This window comes from Streptomyces chattanoogensis (assembly GCF_001294335.1).
GTDB lineage: Bacteria > Actinomycetota > Actinomycetes > Streptomycetales > Streptomycetaceae > Streptomyces > Streptomyces chattanoogensis.
On record NZ_LGKG01000001.1, the window covers coordinates 211,558 to 229,592 of the forward strand.

General features: G+C 72.2%; 19 protein-coding genes. 14 read left to right on the forward strand and 5 right to left on the reverse strand.

Annotated elements, in window-relative coordinates; translation table 11 throughout:
• Positions 1 to 231: 231 nt before the first annotated feature.
• The 8 genes from ADL29_RS00905 (at position 232) to ADL29_RS00940 (ending at position 8,186) form a co-directional block, all read left to right on the forward strand.
• Entirely contained in the window at positions 232 to 426 is a 195-nt protein-coding gene (locus tag ADL29_RS00905) for a hypothetical protein (protein WP_046926170.1), read from the forward strand.
• 177 nt (positions 427 to 603) lie between these two features.
• Complete coding sequence (gene mshB / locus ADL29_RS00910; RefSeq protein WP_053921886.1) at positions 604 to 1,584, forward strand: N-acetyl-1-D-myo-inositol-2-amino-2-deoxy-alpha-D-glucopyranoside deacetylase; 981 nt, start codon at positions 604 to 606, stop codon at positions 1,582 to 1,584.
• A complete protein-coding gene (locus ADL29_RS00915) occupies positions 1,581 to 2,093 on the forward strand; it encodes a DUF6113 family protein (protein WP_053921887.1) in 513 nt (170 codons plus the stop codon). Before mshB ends, ADL29_RS00915 begins: the two co-directional genes overlap by 4 nt.
• Before the next feature lie 215 nt (positions 2,094 to 2,308).
• Positions 2,309 to 4,495 carry a hypothetical protein gene (locus ADL29_RS00920; RefSeq protein ID WP_053921888.1) on the forward strand — a complete coding sequence of 729 codons (2,187 nt, stop codon included), beginning with the start codon at positions 2,309 to 2,311 and terminating at the stop codon, positions 4,493 to 4,495.
• Between the two features lie 178 nt (positions 4,496 to 4,673).
• Positions 4,674 to 5,669, forward strand: coding sequence for an ABC transporter ATP-binding protein (locus ADL29_RS00925; RefSeq protein WP_078970639.1), 996 nt, complete (start codon positions 4,674 to 4,676; stop codon positions 5,667 to 5,669).
• On the forward strand, positions 5,666 to 6,403 hold the full coding sequence (locus ADL29_RS00930; protein WP_046926167.1) for an ABC transporter permease: 738 nt from the start codon (positions 5,666 to 5,668) through the stop codon (positions 6,401 to 6,403). The genes ADL29_RS00925 and ADL29_RS00930 overlap by 4 nt, the downstream gene beginning before the upstream one ends.
• Positions 6,400 to 7,656, forward strand: coding sequence for a sensor histidine kinase (locus ADL29_RS00935; protein WP_053921889.1), 1,257 nt, complete (start codon positions 6,400 to 6,402; stop codon positions 7,654 to 7,656). Before ADL29_RS00930 ends, ADL29_RS00935 begins: the two co-directional genes overlap by 4 nt.
• 152 nt (positions 7,657 to 7,808) lie before the next feature.
• The gene (locus tag ADL29_RS00940) at positions 7,809 to 8,186 is read left to right on the forward strand and encodes a hypothetical protein (RefSeq protein ID WP_078970692.1); all 378 of its coding nucleotides are present in this window, start codon (positions 7,809 to 7,811) and stop codon (positions 8,184 to 8,186) included.
• A gap of 85 nt (positions 8,187 to 8,271) precedes the next feature.
• Here ADL29_RS00940 and ADL29_RS00945 read toward each other — a convergent pair whose 3' ends face one another.
• Positions 8,272 to 8,550 carry a hypothetical protein gene (locus ADL29_RS00945; protein WP_157878353.1) on the reverse strand — a complete coding sequence of 93 codons (279 nt, stop codon included), beginning with the start codon at positions 8,548 to 8,550 and terminating at the stop codon, positions 8,272 to 8,274.
• Positions 8,551 to 8,788: 238 nt separating this feature from the next.
• Between ADL29_RS00945 and ADL29_RS00950 the strand changes: the two genes are divergently transcribed.
• Together ADL29_RS00950 and ADL29_RS00955 are read left to right on the forward strand one after the other, a co-directional pair.
• Positions 8,789 to 9,424: a response regulator transcription factor gene (locus tag ADL29_RS00950; RefSeq protein ID WP_046930809.1), complete on the forward strand. Its 636-nt coding sequence runs from the start codon at positions 8,789 to 8,791 to the stop codon at positions 9,422 to 9,424.
• 95 nt (positions 9,425 to 9,519) lie between these two features.
• Positions 9,520 to 10,626, forward strand: coding sequence for a PP2C family protein-serine/threonine phosphatase (locus ADL29_RS00955; protein ID WP_053921891.1), 1,107 nt, complete (start codon positions 9,520 to 9,522; stop codon positions 10,624 to 10,626).
• Here the strand turns inward: ADL29_RS00955 and ADL29_RS00960 are convergent.
• Together ADL29_RS00960 and ADL29_RS00965 are read right to left on the reverse strand one after the other, a co-directional pair.
• The gene (locus ADL29_RS00960) at positions 10,619 to 11,479 is read right to left on the reverse strand and encodes a transglutaminase-like domain-containing protein (protein WP_053921892.1); all 861 of its coding nucleotides are present in this window, start codon (positions 11,477 to 11,479) and stop codon (positions 10,619 to 10,621) included. The two genes, ADL29_RS00955 and ADL29_RS00960, sit on opposite strands and share 8 nt — an antisense overlap.
• 16 nt (positions 11,480 to 11,495) lie before the next feature.
• Positions 11,496 to 12,512: a GNAT family N-acetyltransferase gene (locus ADL29_RS00965; protein ID WP_053921893.1), complete on the reverse strand. Its 1,017-nt coding sequence runs from the start codon at positions 12,510 to 12,512 to the stop codon at positions 11,496 to 11,498.
• A gap of 140 nt (positions 12,513 to 12,652) precedes the next feature.
• Here ADL29_RS00965 and fdxA point away from each other — a divergent pair, with 140 nt between their 5' ends.
• Together fdxA and dapC are read left to right on the forward strand one after the other, a co-directional pair.
• A complete protein-coding gene (gene fdxA / locus ADL29_RS00970) occupies positions 12,653 to 12,973 on the forward strand; it encodes a ferredoxin (protein WP_018089397.1) in 321 nt (106 codons plus the stop codon).
• 161 nt (positions 12,974 to 13,134) lie between these two features.
• Positions 13,135 to 14,232: a succinyldiaminopimelate transaminase gene (gene dapC, locus ADL29_RS00975; protein ID WP_053921894.1), complete on the forward strand. Its 1,098-nt coding sequence runs from the start codon at positions 13,135 to 13,137 to the stop codon at positions 14,230 to 14,232.
• Between the two features lie 78 nt (positions 14,233 to 14,310).
• Here dapC and ADL29_RS44780 read toward each other — a convergent pair whose 3' ends face one another.
• Together ADL29_RS44780 and ADL29_RS00985 are read right to left on the reverse strand one after the other, a co-directional pair.
• Positions 14,311 to 14,739 (reverse strand): hypothetical protein, encoded by a 429-nt coding sequence (locus ADL29_RS44780; protein ID WP_063788366.1) that lies wholly within the window; start codon positions 14,737 to 14,739, stop codon positions 14,311 to 14,313.
• Between the two features lie 303 nt (positions 14,740 to 15,042).
• Positions 15,043 to 15,981 carry a VldE C-terminal domain-containing protein gene (locus ADL29_RS00985; RefSeq protein WP_107094857.1) on the reverse strand — a complete coding sequence of 313 codons (939 nt, stop codon included), beginning with the start codon at positions 15,979 to 15,981 and terminating at the stop codon, positions 15,043 to 15,045.
• Positions 15,982 to 16,021: 40 nt separating this feature from the next.
• On the opposite strand from ADL29_RS00985, the gene dapE reads away from it, so the two are divergent.
• A complete protein-coding gene (gene dapE / locus ADL29_RS00990; RefSeq protein WP_053921897.1) occupies positions 16,022 to 17,113 on the forward strand; it encodes a succinyl-diaminopimelate desuccinylase in 1,092 nt (363 codons plus the stop codon).
• 116 nt (positions 17,114 to 17,229) lie between these two features.
• Positions 17,230 to 17,979 (forward strand): LOG family protein, encoded by a 750-nt coding sequence (locus ADL29_RS00995; RefSeq protein ID WP_046926157.1) that lies wholly within the window; start codon positions 17,230 to 17,232, stop codon positions 17,977 to 17,979.
• Positions 17,980 to 18,035: the final 56 nt, after the last annotated feature.

Here is an 18,035-nt window from a genome sequence, read left to right on the forward strand (position 1 = left end):
GGGCCGAGCCTAGAGGGGCGCGGACTCATCGTGGTCGCACTCGTGAAGATCGTGTGCGCCCCTCCTCTGCTCCTGTGCACCGACTTATGCGCTCGGACGGAAAGTTATGATCCCTTGCGCGTAGTGGGTACGGGGTAAAGAGCCCATGGCATACCCCGGTGTGCGGGCCGTCGAGGCGGTCCGTGCGCCACCAACCCTGTCCGGTCCGTGCGTACTTGGAGGTGAGCCGCCGTGGCACTCTCGATTTCGGCGGTGGTGCTGCTGGCGATCATCGTCTTCTTGCTTGTCAAGAAGTCCGGGCTGAAGGCCGCGCATGCGTTTGTCTGCATGCTGCTGGGCTTCTATCTGGCCAGCTCGTCCATCGCCCCGACGGTCAAGCAGCTGACGACGAACGTTGCCAGCATGCTCGGCAACATCAAGTTCTGAAGCGCGAGCCGGGCCGGTCCGTTTCCGGCTCGGCTCCGGTCCGGACCCGGCGCCGCTTCCGGTCCCACCGGGGCCGCCGTGAAAAGCGCCACCGACTGTCCGTACTCCGATCGGGTGTATGGACAGGCACCGGGATCGTGTGATGAAGGCGCGGTGGACGACTCGTAGGCTGTCCGCATGAGCCTTCTTCCCGCCCGCCGTCTGCTGCTGGTGCACGCGCACCCGGACGACGAGTCGATCAACAATGGCGTGACCATGGCCAAGTACGCGGCCGAGGGCGCCCTGGTCACGCTGGTGACCTGCACGCTCGGCGAAGAAGGCGAGGTCATCCCGGCCGAGCTGGCCCATCTCGCGCCCGACCGCGACGACACGCTGGGCGCGCACCGGGTCGGCGAGCTGGCGGCCGCCATGGCGGCCCTGGGCGTCACCGACCACCGCTTCCTCGGCGGCGCCGGCCGCTACCGCGACTCCGGGATGATGGGCGCGCCCCAGAACGACCGGCCGCACGCCTTCTGGCGGGCCGATCTCGACGAGGCGGCCGCCCACCTGGTGGCCGTCATCCGTGAGGTCCGCCCCCAGGTCCTGGTGACCTATGACCCGAACGGCGGATACGGCCACCCCGACCACATCCAGGCGCACCGCGTCGCGATGCGCGGCGCGGAGCTCGCCGGGCAGGCGGACTTCCGGCCCGACCTGGGCCCGGCGTATGCAATCGAGAAGATCTACTGGAACTGCAACGCCCGCTCGGACGTCGAGGAGGGCTTCGCGCGGCTGACCGCGGCCGGCGTCAGCTTCCCCGGGATCGCCTCCGTGGACGACGTCCCGGGCGTGGTGCCCGACGCGGAGGTCACGGCAACCGTCAACGGCGGCCCGGTCCATACGGCCGCCAAGACCGCCGCGATGCGCGCCCACTACACCCAGATCGCGGTCGACGGGCCGTTCTTCGCGCTCTCCAACGACTTGGGGCAGCCGCTGTTCGGCAGGGAGCACTATCTGCTGGTGCACGGCGAGGCGGCGGCCGGGGAAGGCGGGCGCGAGGACGACCTTTTCGCCGGAATCGACGGAACTGCCGCAAGCGCGGCAAGCGGTGCAACCGGCGTGAGTGAGGCACGCGGGGACAAGGACGGCAGCGTCCGGATGGAGGAGGCGGCGGAATGAGCACCGGAAAGAGCGGCGCCGCCGGCAACGGCGCCAACGGAACCGGCGGCCCCCGCCGCTCGCGGGCCGGCGGCGGCAACCCCTCCGGCGCCGGCCCCTCGCCCGGACGCCCCGCCGTCAACGGGATGTCCGCGCCGGTGACGCCGGGCCGGGTGGGCCTGTATCTGCTGCTGCTGATCGCGGGGGTGCTGGTCGCGCTCGCCGGGACGCTCGTCCAAGCGGCCTGGTTCCCCGGCGGGTTGCTGCTGGCGCTGGCCGGGACCGGCGGCCTCTTCTACGGGGGTGCCACCGCGACCGGCACCCTGGCCGGTGCCCTGATCCCGGGCGCGGGCTGGCTGCTGGCCGTCTTCGTGCTGCTCAGCCAGGTCCGGCCGGAAGGTGACTTTCTGTTCGGTGCCGGGACCAGTTCGTACCTCTTCCTGGCGGGCGGCATCGTGGCCGCTGTGATCTGCGCCACCGTCGCCCAGCGGCGCGCTGCGGGCGTACCGCACGGCCGAGTTGGCGGATGACGTGGTCCATACCAGGACGGAAGCCGCGCGTCCCCCGGTGAACGATTCGGGTTCCGGGGGTTCGCCCATGCCAGCGGTGTTCGTACGCTCTTCGGGTGTCCGTCGGCGGCGGCCAGTATGGTGGTGCGCGCCGCCGCGCCGCCCTGGGGGCACCTCCTGGCCTGCGGCCGGGGATCATCTCTGACGAGCGGCGGAGCCAACCGGGAGAACCTGCTTTGAGTCGTGAATCTGACAGTTCGTCCTCCGGCCCCCAGGGCCGTGGCGGAGCCGCGTACCCCTCGGGCACGCAGCCGTACGGCTCGCCCGGGGGAGGCGCCGACGAGGCCGCGGTCCAGCCTGAGGAGCCGAAGACCGAGACCACACTGACGACGCGGATCAAGATCAACATTCCGGGGTCCCGCCCCATCCCGCCGGTCGTCGTGCGCAAGCCTGTCGGCGAGGAGTCCGGCATGAACGCATCGGCCGCAGCCGGCCCGTCCGCCGGTTCCCGGGGCACACCCGGTCCCGCACGCGGCGCCGAGCGCAGCGGTGAGCGGACGGGGAACACCCCGCGGCCCGAGGCCTCGGCGGACGCGCCGCCCGCCGGCGGCCCCGCCGAGAAGACCAGCGACTGGTTCGCCCCGCGCAAGCCGCAGTCGGGCCCCGGCGGCGGGTCGTCGACCACCGGTTCGCACCCGGCGCCGCCCGCCCCCTCCGGTACGACACCGCCGCGCGGTCCCTCCGGCGCAACGCCCCCGCAGCGTCCCGATCTGCCCTATTTCTCCGACGGCCAGGGGCCGCAGGGCGGTGCACCGGGCGGCGGTTCACCGTTCGACACCGGGGCACAGCAGGCGGCATCGCCGTTCGACACGGGTGTGCCGAAGGGCGGTTCGCCCTTCGACGGCTCCCCGTTCGACGGCGGTGCGCCCGGCGGATCGCCGTTCGACGGGCCCGCGCGTGAGCACAGCCCCTTCGACTCCCCGATGAGCGGTACGGGCGGTACGCCCGCGGGCCCGAGCGGCCCGACCACCGGCCCCGCGCGCGGCGACAGCGCCCTCAACCTCCCGCCCGGCTTCAGCGACCCCGAGGCGGGCGGCACGCCCGGCCGCCCCGACGACACCGCCGAGCTCACCCCGCAGCCCCCGGCGCCCCCGCTGGCCGGGCCGGGCCGCGGCCTCGGCGTCACCGGAGGCATCTCGGGCGGGCTGCCCGGCGGCGCGGCCGCCGCGCCGCCCGGCGCCACCGGCAAGGGCGGCCGCAAGGGTGGCGTGCCCGGTGCCGTGGGCGCGGACGGCAGGTCCGCGCCCGGCGGCCGGGTGTCCGGCGACACCCTGGTCAGCGGCATCCCGACGACCTCCGACGGCCCGTCGGCCCCCTCGCCCTTCGCCTCCGGCACGGCCGGGCGCTCCGACGGCGACGACGGCGCCACCCCGGCGCCCCGCCGCAAGATCCCCGAGCCGATCAACCCGCCCAAGAAGGGCCGCAGCAAGATCGTCCTGGCGGGCGTCGGCATCGTGGCCCTGGTCGGTGTCGCCTACGGCGCCGGTCTGCTGCTCGACCACGCCGATGTGCCCAACGGCACCACCGCGCTCGGGGTCGACATCGGCGGACTGACCAAGGACGACGCCGTCAAGAAGCTGGAGAAGGAGCTGGGGGACCGGCGTACCGCGCCGCTCAAGCTCTCCGTCGGCGGCCGGACCGCCACCCTCCGGCCCGCCACCGCAGGCCTGGGCATCGACCTCCAGGAGACGGTCCGCAACGCGGCCGGCCGGGACTACAACCCGGTCTCCGTCATCGGCTCGCTGTTCGGCGGCACCCGGGTCGCCAAACCGGCGATGCTCGTCGACGACGAGAAGCTGCAGGTCGCGCTGCAGAATCTGGCCGGTTCCGCGGCCGCGTCCAAGGAGGGCGGGATCACCTTCGAGAACGGCAAGGCCGTGCCGCACTACGGCGTGCCGTACAAGTCGGTCGACACCGCGACGTCCAGGACCAAGGTCGCCGACGCCTACAAGGACCGCGTCTCGAACGGCACCGACACCCCCGTGGCGCTGGCCGCTGCCACCCAGCAGCCCAAGGTCGGCAAGGCCGCGGTGGACAAGGCCATGAAGCTGTACGCCGAGCCCGCGATGTCGGGCCTGGTGACGGTCCGTGCGAACGGCCACCAGGTCTCCTTCAGCCCGCAGAAGTCGATCCCGAAGTTCCTGTCCTTCAGGGCCGACGCCGAGGGTCAGCTGACGCTGAAGTACGACCTGGCGGCGCTCGAGCAGCTCTACGGCGACACCTTCAACGGTGTGGTGATCACCACCGGCAGCGGCGCCAAGAAGCCGGTCGACGTCAGGGCGGTGGCGAGCGCGGTGGGCAAGGCGCTGCAGGGCCGTACGCCCGCGGAGCGGATCCAGACGATCGGCGCGGACGCTCCGTAGGGCGCATCGCGCGGGGCGCCGCAGGGCGCTTCGTCTACCGGACAACCGCAGGTGGAGACCCCCGCGGGGCGATTCCTCAGGGAATTCCCCTAGGGGGTCTCACCCATGACAGACGTCATGCCGCACTGCGTACATCCGACACTGCCGCCGGCGTCGCGGATCCGCGACGCTGAACGGCATGACGACGACAGCCACCACCACAGCCATCGCCGCGCGGGGCGCGGACCGGGCGCCCGTGGTCAGCTTCCGGGGGGTCGGCAAGAGTTACGGCGCGGTGCGCGCCGTGGCCGATCTCGACCTGGAGCTGTACCCGGGCGAGACCGTTGCTCTCCTCGGGCCGAACGGCGCCGGAAAGTCCTCCACCCTCGATCTGCTCCTCGGGCTGCGCAGCCCCGACTCGGGCAGCCTGTCGCTCTTCGGGACGACCCCGCAGCGCGCGATAGAGCAGGGCAGGGTCGGCGCCATGCTGCAGAGCGGCGGCCTGATGGAGGGCGTCAAGGTCAAGGAACTGGTGGGGCTCGCCCGGGATCTGCATCCGCGCGCCTATCCGCTCGACCGGATCATGGCCACCGCGGGCATCACCGATATCGCCGACCGCATGGTCGACAAGCTCTCCGGCGGCCAGGAGCAGCGGGTGCGCTTCGCCCTCGCCACCGCCGGCGCCAATGACCTGATCGTGCTGGACGAGCCGACCACCGGCATGGACGTCTCGGCCCGGCAGACGTTCTGGGGCGCCATGCGGCAGCAGGCGGAGCAGGGCCGTACGGTCCTGTTCGCCACCCACTACCTCGAAGAGGCCGACGAGATCGCCGACCGGGTGATCGTGCTGCACCGCGGCCGCGTGCTGGCCGACGGCACCGCGGCCGAGATCAAGGCCAGGGCCGGCGCCCGCCGGGTCTCCTTCGACCTCGAGGGGCCGATAGACCGCGATGCGCTGCACGGCCTGCCCTTCCTGACCGCGCTGGAGATCTCCGGGGGCGGGCGGGGCGACGGCAGCCGCCACACGGTCCGCATCCAGTCCCAGGACGCCGATGCGACGGTGCACGCGCTCTACGGCCTCGGCGCCTACCCGCACCATCTCGAGGTCTCCGGCCTCGGCCTGGAGCAGGCCTTCATCGCCCTGACCACGGCATCCGACGTCACCCCCGCCACCGCCGAGGAGGCGGCCCGATGACCACTCTGATCAAGCTCGAGATCGTCCGCGCCCTGCGCAACAAGAAGTTCATGTTCTTCTCGGTGATCTATCCGCCGGTGCTGTATCTGATCATCGCGGGCGGTGCGGACAGCAGGCCGATCCCCGGTATGAAGCTGGACATGGGGCTCTACTACATGGTCTCCATGGCAGCATTCGGTGCCATGACCGCCGTCCTGCTCGGCAACAGCGAGCGCATCGCCAAGGAGCGGGAGAAGGGCTGGGTGCGCCAGCTGCGGCTGACGGCCCTGCCCGGACGCGGGTATGTCGCCGCCAAGATGGGCGCCGCCGCGACGGTCAGCCTCCCCTCCATCCTGCTCGTCATGATCGTCGCCGCGGCCGTCAAGGGCGTACGGCTCGAGGCCTGGCAGTGGGTCACCATTGCCGCCACCACCTGGCTCGGCAGCTTCGTCTTCGCCGCACTGGGTGTCGCCATCGGCTATATGGCCACCGGTGACGCGGTCCGTCCGATCGCGATGCTCTTCTACTTCGGTCTGGCGTTCCTGGGCGGCCTGTGGATGCCGCTGACGATCCTGCCCGAGTGGGTGCAGAACGTCGCCGAGTGGTTCCCGACCCACGCCTACGCCGCCCTCGGCACTGCCGTGGAGGCCGGCGGTGCGCCGCATCTCAAGGACATGGCGATACTGGCCGGCTATCTGCTGGTCTTCGCGAGCGGTGCGGCCTGGCTGTACCGCAAGGACACCCGGAAGACATGAACGTGCTGAGGACGAAGGACAAGCCGGAGGGCTTCAACCCCGTGATGATGGGGCAGGCACCGCGCAACCGCCGCCAGGCGCTCGGCAAGATGATGTGGATCGTGGTCTGGTTGCTGTATCTGGCCGGTCCGGTGGGCCAGCTGCTGCGCCCCCAGGCATCCACCGCCGAGCGGGTCTGGGGCGGCCTGGGCCTCACCCTCTTCGTCCTCACCTACGCCCTGCTGGTCCTCGGGCACATGCTGCGGGCGCTGCCCCGGGCGCTGATATACGCCGCGTTGGGCGTGATGCTGGCGCTGTCCCTCGTCCTCTCGTGGACGCTGGACCCCTCCTGGCTGGTGCTCTTCATCTTCACCAGCGTGGCGTCCGGGATCGTGCTGCCCTGGCAGTGGTCCCGCTGGTGCATCCCGCTGATCACCGCGACGCTGCTCGCCGTCGGCGCGCACTATCCGGAGATCCGCGGCTACTACCTCTTCGCCTACGGCCTGCCGGCCCTGGGCAGCGGGTTCACCATGGTCGGGGTGCAGTATCTGATCCGTACGAGCCAGGAGCTGCGCTCCGCCCGCGAGGAGGTCGCCCGCCTCGCCGCCAACGACGAGCGGCTGCGCCTCGCGCGCGATCTGCACGACCTCCTCGGCCACTCCCTGTCCCTGATCACCCTCAAGAGCGAGCTGGCCGGGCGGATGCTGCCCGCCGACCCCGAAGAGGCCGCCAAGCAGGTGGCCGACATCGAACGGGTCAGCCGGCAGGCGCTGGTCGACGTCCGGGAGGCGGTCACCGGATACCGCCGACCCCGGCTCGCCGTGGAGCTCGCCGGGGTGCGCGCGGCGCTCCGTACGGCCGGCATCGAGGCCACCGTGGATCCGGCCCTGGAGGGCGAGCGCCACGGGCTCGCGGCGGACGAGGAGAGCGCGCTGGCCTGGGCGCTGCGCGAGGCGGTCACCAACGTCGTACGGCACAGCGGCGCCCGCCTGTGCGAGCTGCTGCTCACCGAGGAGTGGGAGTCCGACGAGCGCCGCTATCTGTGTCTGACGGTGCTCGACGACGGCGCGGGCCCGCCCCGCGCCCTGCACGACGGCAACGGCCTCAGCGGTCTGCGCGAGCGCCTCGCCCTGGCCGACGGCCGCCTGGAGACGGGCCCCGCCGCACGGGGCCGCGGCTTCGTCCTGCGGGCGTATGTCCCCCTGAGCGGCCCGACGGCGTCCGGCGGAAACACGGCCGGGACGGCCGCCGGAATCGTTGGGCCGACCGGCTGAATTTCCCCGACAAGGGTTTGAGTTTCTGCGGTTCGGCGGCGTGGCGCGGGGACAACGGCAGGACGATATGTCCGACATCCGCTAGGACGAAGGCTAGGAGCGCCGTGAGAAGACTTGTGCAGGCGGGAAGCATCGTCGGGGTGTGCGGCGTGATGCTGCTCGCCGCCGGACCCGCCGAGGCCCAGGACCCTGAGCCATCCCTGCTCGGGGCCACGGTGGGCGCCGATCTCGCCGACGTGACCGGCATGGTTTCCAGCGTCACCTGCAACAACCGGCTGGCCGAATTCAGTTACAAGTCCCCGCGGATCAGATCGCCGCACCCCTGTGTCAACGGGCCGGTACACAGTGGCAACAGTTTGAACAGCGGAAACTTCCTCAACCACGGAAACCCGAACAACAGCGGAAACCTCGACCAGACCAACGGGTCGACCAATTCCGAGAATTCCGCCTCCGGCAATGAGGTGGGCAGCGAGAACAACATTCAGCGGCTCCTCGGCGGTCTCCCCGGGGGCCACGGCCACCACCGGTAGACCCGGTTCGCGGCAGGGCCGGTGGTGACGCGGCCTGCTGCGGCCACCACCGGCAGACCGACCCCCGGCCCGCGCGCCGGGGGTCCTAGTCGCCGCCGGTTCCGTAGGAATGGCCGCTGGCCGAGTTGGCCGTGTACGCGGTGCCGTTGTGGATCCCGCCCACCTTGTGGCCCGCCGTGCCGGACAGGGACACGTTCTGCGCATCCTTGACGTTCCCGCTGTTCACCGGGCCATTGACGCAGACCCTGGCCCGGTCCTTGCAGACCAGGATGGAGTTCATCTCGATCCAGATGTCGCCGTTGGCCACCCCGCCCCAGTCGTACCCGCTCCGCGCCAGAGCCGGTGTCGCCCCGCCGAGAGCCATCAGCACCCCACACGCGCATGCGATCACGTGGTGGGTGCGCCTCGATTTCTTCACTGTGTGGTCCTGCCCCTCGCGGTTTGTAGTGCGCCGCGGTCTTGCTACCGGGCAGGCCCCCGCCCGCCAAGCTTGTGCTGCGGCCCGTCCCGCGCATTCACCCTCTTCGACGGCCGGATTCACCGTGACGGCTCTCCCCGGCGTCAACATCAAGGCCGTCCGGCACGCTGGCTACCCTGGGCGCATGACTGATCCGGACGGCGAGCGGCCCCCGACCTGTGTACGACTCCTCCTCGCCGAGGACCAGTCGATGGTCCGCGAGGCGCTGGCCGCGCTGCTGTCCCTCGAACCCGATCTGGAGGTCGTCGCCCAGGCGGCGCGCGGCGACGAGGTGCTGCCGGCGGCCCGCGCCCACGCGGTGGACGTCGCGCTGCTGGATATCGAGATGCCCGGCATCAGCGGCCTGGACGCGGCGGCCGGGCTGCGGGAGGCGTTCCCCGACGTCAAGATCGTCATCCTCACCACCTTCGGCCGCCCCGGCTATCTGCGCCGCGCCATGGAGTCCGGGGCCGACGCCTTCCTGGTCAAGGACGCCCCGGCGGCCCGCCTCGCGGACGCCGTACGCCGCGTACTGCGCGGCGAGCGGGTCATCGACCCGGCCCTGGCGGCGGCCGCGCTCGCCGACGGCGCCAGTCCGCTGACCGAGCGGGAGCGCGAGGTGCTGCGGAGGGCCGACGGCGGCACCAACGCCGAGATCGCCGCGGCCCTGCACCTCTCCCAGGGCACGGTGCGCAACTACCTCTCGCTCGCCATCCAGAAGACCGGCGCCCGCAACCGCGCCGAGGCGGTCCGCACCGCCCGCGACAAGGGCTGGCTCTAGCCCCCCGGGTAAGGGGCCGCAACTCCTGAGGACTGGCGCCTGAGGACCTTCGTCCCTGTGCGGTGCCGCCCCGCGTCGCGCAGGCTTGAACTGTTATGCCCTATTCCCGTCCGCCGGAGAGCGGCCGCGGCGCCGCCCTGCTGCTGATCCTCGCCATCGGGATCGTCGTGGTGGTGGACGCGACGACCGGCCCGGAGCTGCACATCTCCGCCTTCCTGGGCGTCGCCCCGCTGGTGGCCGCGCTGCGCTGCTCGTACCGCTGGACGGTCGTGGTGGCGGCCGTCTACGTCGGCTGCCTGACGTACATCGACCTCCTCACGGTGCCCGACTGGGCCCCGGCCAGCCGGGTCGTCGGCGTCTTCGGTGCGTTCCTGGTGGCCGTCTTCGCGCTGGTGCTGTGCCGTACGAGGCTGGAGCGCGAGGCGCTGCACGCCCGGACGAGCCTGGTCGCCGACACCGTGCAACGGGCGGTGCTGCGCGAGCTGCCGCTGCGCGCCGGGCCGGTCGAGGCATACGGCTTCTATGTCTCCTCCCAGGAGGGCGCGCGGGTCGGCGGCGACATCTTCGAGGCCGTCGAGACCCCGCACGGGCTGCGGCTGATGATCGGCGATGTCCAGGGCAAGGGCATGCCCGCCATCGGCGCGGGCCTGGAGGTGCTGGCCTCGTTCCGGGAAGCCGCCCACTACCAGGACTCGCTGGAGTCGGTCGCCGACCGCATGGAACAGGCGCTGACCCGCTACAACACCCGCTCCGCCGAGCAGGGCACCGACGAACGCTTTGTGACGGCGCTGCTGATGGAGGTGCGCGGCACGGACGAGGGCCGGGTGCTCTCCTGCGGCCATATCCCGTACTACGTGGTGCGCGACGGCGTGGTCCACGAGCGCAGCGACGGCGAGGGCGGGCTCCCGCTCGGCCTGGGCGCGCTGAGCGATGAGCCGCGGCGGAGCGTACGGGTGCGCCCCCGGCCCGACGACTGGGTCGTCCTGTGCACGGACGGGGTGACCGAGGCCCGCGGCGCCGACGGCACCTTCTACCCCCTGCGCGAGCGGCTGGCCGCCTGGACCTGTCTGCCGCCCCCCGAACTGGCCCGCACCCTCCGAGCCGACCTGGAGGACTTCACCGGCGGCGACCTCAAGGACGATGCGACGGCACTGATCGTGCGCCGTACCGGGTATGCGGACCGGCCCCCGCCCGTCAGTTGAGCATGGCCCGCGCCGCCGCGGCCTGCCGGCGGATGGTGGTCGCGGCGGCCGGTTCGAACGCCTCCACCACGCGTGCATACTCCTCCAGCTCTTCCGCCCCCGCCGTGAACTCCCCGCGCTGGACGAGGAGTTGGGCGCGCTCATGGCGCAGCCGCGCCGGATGGCTGGGCAGCAGCAGGGACAGGTCCAGGGCCCAGAGCTGGACGGCGCTGTGTTCGGGGCGGGCCGCCGCCCAGGCGCGGATGTTGTTGAGGATCCGCAGCACGACCTCCAGCGGATCGGCGGGCGTCAGCATCTGCTCGCTCAGCTCCCCGCCGGTGGCGCCCCGCACCAGCAGCGCCGCATCCGCCGCACCGAGCAGCCGCCCGCCCGCGAACGGGTCCACCAGCACATGCGCCCCGTAGGGATCGCCGAAGCCGACGACGAAATGGCCCGGCAGCGCCACCCCGTACACCGGCGCCCCGGCCCGCCGCGCGACCTCGGTCCACACCACGGACAGCAGGATCGGCAGGCCCCGGCGCCGCCGCAGCACCTCGTGCAGCAGCGACGACTCCAGCCGCCGGTAGTCGGCGGGGGAGCCGCCGAAACCGCAGCAGGTGCCCAGCAGCTCGGCGACATTACGGGCCCAGGCGCCGGGACCTCCGGTCGGGGCGTAGGGAAGCATCCCGGCCAGCCGGTCCAGCTCGATCTGAGCCTCGTCCATGCCCGCCTCGCCCAGCTCCGGATCGGCCTCCGCGCCGATCAGCAGGCACAGCAGTGCCAGGTCGGGCTTCTCCGCGCGGGCGGCCTCGGCGAACTGCCGCCGCCGTGCGACGCGGGCGCCGTCCGTCTCCGGCTCGTCATCCTTGGCCATGGCAGGGGATACCCGTTCAGTCCGCGGTGCCCGGCTGCGGGCGCCGATAGTGATAGCGGTGGTGGTCGGTGAACCCGAGCCGGTCGTAGAGCGCGCGTGCGCCGTCGTTGTCCGCCTCGACCTGGAGGTACGCGGCCGAGGCCCCCTCCTCCAGGGCCCGCCCGGCGAGCGCCGCAGTCACCAGCGTGGCCAGCCCCTGGCGCCGCTGCTCCGGCGCCACCTCTATGGCCGCGAAACCCGCCCAGCGCCCGTCGGTCACCACCCGGCCGATCGCCGCGGCCCGCCCGTCCGGCCCCGGCACCGTAGCGAACCAGACCGAGGGCCCGCCGGTCAGCACCTGCCGCACCTCCGCGGTGACGGGGCCCGCGGCGGCCCGGTGGTACATCCCCAGCCACTCCGCGTCCGGCTCCCGGGACAGGACGGCCCGGGCGGTGTCCACGTCGGTGTCGGCGAGCGGCGCCAGCGCGGAGATCCGTACCACCGTGTGCGCCTCGTCCGGCCACCCCCGCTCCGCCAGCGCGTCCGCCAGCGGCTCGGCGGTGTCCGCCCGGCCGGTGGTGACCCCGATGACGGGCGGGAGTCCCCGCCGGCCGTACCACGACCGGATCCGTTCCAGCGCCGCGTCCAGGGGGAGCCCCGGGTCCCCGAGGGCCAGCACGGAATTCGCCCGCCGGGTGAAGCCCCCGGAGGCCCGCAGCGTCCACTCCCCGAGACGTTCCGTCTCCACGGCCGGCCAGCCGCGCGCGGCGACCTCCTGGAGTTCGCGGGTACCGGCCGCCGGGACCCTTCTGCGGGCCGGCGCCGCGGGCACGACCTTGCCCGCGACCAGCGAGGTCTCATCGATCCGTACGGTCTCGCCGGTGCGCCGTGTGATGCTCAGCACACCGTGATTCCAGGATGTGAGAACGCCGACCGCGTCCGTGAACGCCGCTTCCCCCGGCCCGCCCCCTGACAGGCGCCGAACAGATACCCTTTTACCCACGTCAGCATGGGTGATACGGACTTCCGCGCGACCGCGGGCCATGAATTCCATCGCTCTTCCCGCCCCTCTTGTTCGTCTCGTGCCCGGGAACGGAGATACTAGGTGGCGGGCATCGACGACGCCGCGCTCCCGCGCGCCCAGCGGCGGTACTGCCTATCGGACCGCCGGCCCTACTGAGGAGGAACGACAGCGTGACCTACGTCATCGCGCAGCCTTGTGTCGACGTCAAGGACAAGGCCTGCATCGAGGAGTGCCCCGTCGACTGCATCTACGAGGGCTCCCGGTCCTTGTACATCCACCCGGACGAATGTGTCGACTGTGGTGCGTGTGAGCCGGTGTGCCCCGTCGAGGCGATCTTCTACGAGGACGACACTCCGGAAGAGTGGAAGGACTACTACAAGGCGAATGTGGAGTTCTTCGACGAGCTCGGTTCGCCCGGTGGCGCCAGCAAGCTCGGCCTGATCGAGCGCGATCACCCCTTCATCGCTGCGCTGCCGCCGCAGAACCAGTAACACCCGGTCCGGGAGGGCGCCCGTCCGCTCCCTCCCGCCCCGAGCTCATCCGCGGTCGCACGGCGCCGCCCGGTCCCGTACGGCCCCGATGCCCTACGGGACCGAGGCATTTTTGCGCCGCCGGCCCCGCGTCACCCGCCCGAGAAAGTGAGCACCGAACAGTGGGCGCAGTCTCATCCCGTCTCCCGGTCTTCCCCTGGGACCGGCTGGAGCCGTACAAGACCACCGCCGCCGCACACTCCGACGGCATCGTCGACCTCTCCGTCGGCACTCCGGTCGACCCCGTGCCCGCGGTGATCCGGCAGGCCCTGACCGACGCGGCGGACAGCCCGGGCTATCCGACGGTGTGGGGGACGGCCGCGCTGCGCGATGCGCTCACGGGCTGGGCCGCCGAGCGGCTGGGCGCCCGCGGTCTGGAGCACACCAACGTGCTGCCGGTCGTCGGCTCCAAGGAGCTGGTGGCCTGGCTGCCGACCCAGCTCGGCCTGGGCCCCGGCGACAAGGTGGCGTACCCGCGCCTGGCCTACCCGACCTACGAGGTCGGCGCCCGCCTGGCCGGCGCCGAGCCCGTCGTCTACGACGAGCCGACCGACCTGGACCCCGCCGGCCTGAAGCTGCTGTGGCTCAACTCGCCGTCCAACCCCACCGGCCGCGTGCTGACCGCCGAGGAGCTGCGCCGCACCGTCGCCTGGGCCCGCGAGCACGGCGTGCTGGTCTTCAGCGACGAGTGCTACCTCGAGCTGGGCTGGGAGGCCGACCCGGTCTCCGTACTGCACCCGGACATCTGTGGCGGCTCGTACGACGGCATCGTCGCCGTCCACTCGCTCTCCAAGCGCTCCAACCTGGCCGGCTACCGCGCCGCCTTCCTGGCCGGTGACGCCGCCGTCCTCGGCGAGCTGCTGCAGATCCGCAAGCACGGCGGCATGATGGTCGCCGCGCCCGTCCAGGCCGCCACCGTGGCCGCGCTGGGCGACACCGCCCATGTCGCCGAGCAGCGCGAGCGCTACGCCCGCCGCCGCGCCGCCCTGCGCACCGCCTTCGAGGCGGCCGGCTTCCGGATCGAGCACAGCGAGGCCTCGCTCTACCTCTGGGCGACCCGCGACGAGCCCTGCTGGGACACCGTCGGCGATCTCGCCAAGCGCGGCATCCTGGTGGCCCCCGGCGAGTTCTACGGGGCCGCGGGCGAGCGGTTCGTACGGATCGCCTTCACCGCCACCGACGAGCGGGTGGACGCCGCGGTACGCCGCCTCGCGGACTGAGCCGCGGGCGCAGACGAACGCGCCGGGGCCCGGGGAGCGAAGCACTCCCCGGGCCCCGGCGCGTTCGCGCGGAGGGAATCAGCCGCCGAGCGGCATGCCGCCGAGCAGGCCGCCCGTGTGGAGCGCACCCTTGGTCACCTTCATGGCCAGCGCCTTGTTGGCCACACCCTTCTTGCCGGCCTTGCCAACCTTGCCGACGACGCCCTTGGCTTCGGTGCCGGCGGTCGCGAGCTTGCCGGCCACCGGAACGAGGGTCGTGACCACGGACGGGGCGAGGTTCGTCGCAGCCTGCTGGCCGGCTTCCTTGGCCGCGCCGACGGCGGACTTGGCGGCGTGGTTCACGGCCTGGCCGGCGCTCGCGGAGTCCGGGGCGGTCACTCCGCTCAGGTCGGGTGCCTTGGGCAGGGTCGCGGCCTCGGCGGAGCCGGCCGCCGCCACCACGGGAGCGGCACCTGCGGCAACGAGCAGGGCGGCTCGGGCGATCCGACGCGTAACGGGGAGGGACATGGTGCTCCTTTTACGGAGAGGGACTCATAACTTCTGACAGATGTGCCATGTCCGCCGGGCGGACGCTCTGACTACCGCGCCAGGTCCCCGAAGGTTGCGGTGAACTAAGGTAAAGAATTAGTAACGGGTCACATAATCGGCCCTGGCGGAAGAGGGGAAATATGCACACCGCGTGCGGGCATGCGGAAACGTCACATCCCTTTCGGCCCAAGGGAATTGCCGGAAGAATCGGCGCTCCTCCGGGCAACTCCCGGGCGGGGAAAGGGAATTGGTGCCGGTGACCCGTTCGGGGGACCGGCCGGACTATTGCGCGGTGATGATGCGCACTTCCCCGGCGCCCGGCCCGGAGGCGTCCGGCTTCTTCTGCCAGCCCTTCCCCGCATCGGCCGCCGACCACGTCCGTCCCGCGTAAGAGATCTGTTCGATACGCAACTCCGCGGAGTGCGCCATCGCCCAGGCCGCCAGCTCCCAGCCGCGCCGCGTACGGTCGCCGCCGGCGTCGGCCATGCCGGTCATGGACCGCTGCACCGGCACCGTCACCCGGTGCTCACCGGCCGCCGCCCGGCCCCCGGCGCCGCCCGAACGCGGCAGCACCCCGGGCCCGAACTCGCGCACCAGCTTCTCCCGCACCTCGGCGGCACCGCCGGTCTTGGCGTCCACCGGGCGGGACTGGCTGCACACCAGCGCCGCATGATCGCGGCCGGTCAGCGCCCCGGTCAGCCGCGCGGCATTCGCCTCGTGCTTCGCATACGCCTGCGGATAGCCGCTGCGCTGCACCTTCTGCGCGGCGGCGGTCAGCGGCAGCCGGGAATAGCCGGGCACCTTCGCCAGATGCGTGTAGAACTCCCCGGCCGCATAGACCGGGTCCATGATCTGCTTGACCGTGCCCCAGTCCTGGGACGGCCGCTGCTGGAAGAGACCCACCGAATCCCGGTCGCCGAAGTCGATGTTGCGCAGCCCCGACTCCTGCATCGCGGTCGCCAGTGCGATCGTCACCGCCCGCTCCGGCAGCCCGCGCGAGGACGCCACCGCCGCGATCGTCGCGGCGTTCGCGGCCTGCTCGGGGGTCACCTCGTACGGTGCGCCGTCACCCTCGGCCTGCACCAGGCAGTGCGGCGCACCAGGGCCGCCGGTGACGTACTGCACGACCAGATAGGCGGCCAGCCCGATCAGTACGGCGACGGCAGCGGTGAGACGCCACAGGCGCTTACGGGAGGCGGGGGCTTTGGGCTGGGCGGACACGGGCCCACCGTACTGGAGTGCTGCCGATAGGGTCGGACCCATGGAGCGCTCCGCACACCACCCCGTCCTCGACCTGTCGCTCGACGCCGCGCAGCTCACCGCGCAGCTGGTCGACATTCCGTCCGTCAGCGGCGAGGAAAAGGGCCTGGCCGATGCCGTCGAGCACGCCCTGCGCACGCTGCCGCATCTCACGGTCGACCGGTACGGCAACAACGTCGTCGCCCGCACCCGCCTGGGCCGCGATGAGCGGGTGGTGCTCGCCGGACACCTCGACACCGTCCCCATCGCCGACAACGTCCCGTCCCGGCTCGACGAGGACGGCGTCCTGTGGGGCTGCGGCACCTGCGACATGAAGTCCGGGGTCGCCGTCCAGCTGCGGATGGCCGCCACCGTGCCCGCGCCCAACCGCGACCTGACCTTCGTCTTCTACGACCAGGAAGAGGTCGCCGCACACCTCAACGGCCTCGGCAAGGTCGCTGAAGCCCACCCCGACTGGCTCGACGGCGACTTCGCCGTCCTCCTGGAGCCCTCCGACGGCCAGGTGGAGGGAGGCTGCCAGGGAACCCTGCGGGTCCTGCTGCGCACCACCGGGGAGCGCGCCCACTCCGCGCGCAGCTGGATGGGCGCCAACGCCATCCACGCCGCCGCCCCCATCCTGGACAGGCTCGCCGCGTACGAACCCCGCCGCCCGGTCATCGACGGCCTCGAATACCGCGAGGGCCTCAACGCCGTACGCATCGAGGGCGGCGTCGCCAACAACGTCATCCCCGACGCCTGCACGGTCACCGTCAACTTCCGGTACGCGCCCGACCGCACCCCCGAGCAGGCGCTGGCGCACGTCCGGGAGGTCTTCGCGGACTGCCCGGTGGACGAGTTCATCGTCGACGACCACTCCCCGGGGGCGCTCCCCGGCCTCTCCCACCCGGCGGCCAAGGCCTTCATGGAGGCCGTCGGCGGAAGTGCGATGCCCAAGTTCGGCTGGACCGACGTCTCCCGTTTCAGCGCGCTCGGCGTGCCGGCCGTGAACTACGGCCCCGGCTACTCGCTGCTCGCGCACAAGAAGGACGAGCGGGTCGAGGCGGCGCGCATCCTGCACTGCGAGGAGCGGCTGCGCGCCTGGCTGACGGCCTGACCGCGGCGCCCCCGGGACCGCCCGCCGCCTGCCCGTATCCCGGCGGAATTCCCCTCCGCGTCACGTCCGTGGATCTACGCTGAAGCGGCAACGACTGTCAGCGGAGGGAGCACGTCATGGCCAACCCCGAGGGAGCACCGACCCCCGAGGAGCAGCGGCTGGGTCCCGTACTGCGCCGGTACGACCAGGTGCAGCCGGGCACGACGGACCAGCGGCTGCTGGACTCTGAAGGGCCCTCCGAGTGGGTGCACACCGACCCCTGGCGGGTGATGCGCATCCAGTCGGAGTTCGTCGAGGGCTTCGGCGCGCTCGCCGAGCTGGGCCCGGCCGTCAGCGTCTTCGGCTCCGCCCGTACGCCCCGGGACTCCGCGGAGTACGACGCCGCCGTGCGCATCGGCGCGGCCCTGGTCAAGGCCGGGTTCGCGGTGATCACCGGGGGCGGCCCCGGCGCCATGGAGGCAGCCAACAAGGGCGCCAGCGAGGCCGGCGGGGTCTCCGTCGGCCTGGGCATCGAGCTGCCCTTCGAGCAGGGCATGAACCCGTATGTGAACCTCGGCGTCGACTTCCGCTACTTCTTCGTCCGCAAGACGTGTTTTGTGAAGTACGCGCGCGGTTTCGTCGTGCTCCCCGGCGGGCTGGGCACCCTGGACGAGCTCTTCGAGGCGCTCACTCTCGTCCAGACCCGCAAGGTCACCCGCTTCCCCATCGTGCTGTTCGGCTCGTCCTACTGGAGCGGCCTGATCGACTGGCTGCGCAACACCCTCATCGCCCAGGGCAAGGCCTCCGCGCACGACCTCGAGCTCTTCCACGTCAGCGACGACGTGGACGAGGCGATCGCGCTGGTCACCAAGGAGGCCGGGGTCTAGGCCCTGCCCTTCCCGGCCCCGACCCGCTCGACAGGCCCTGGCCTCGCCGTTCGCCC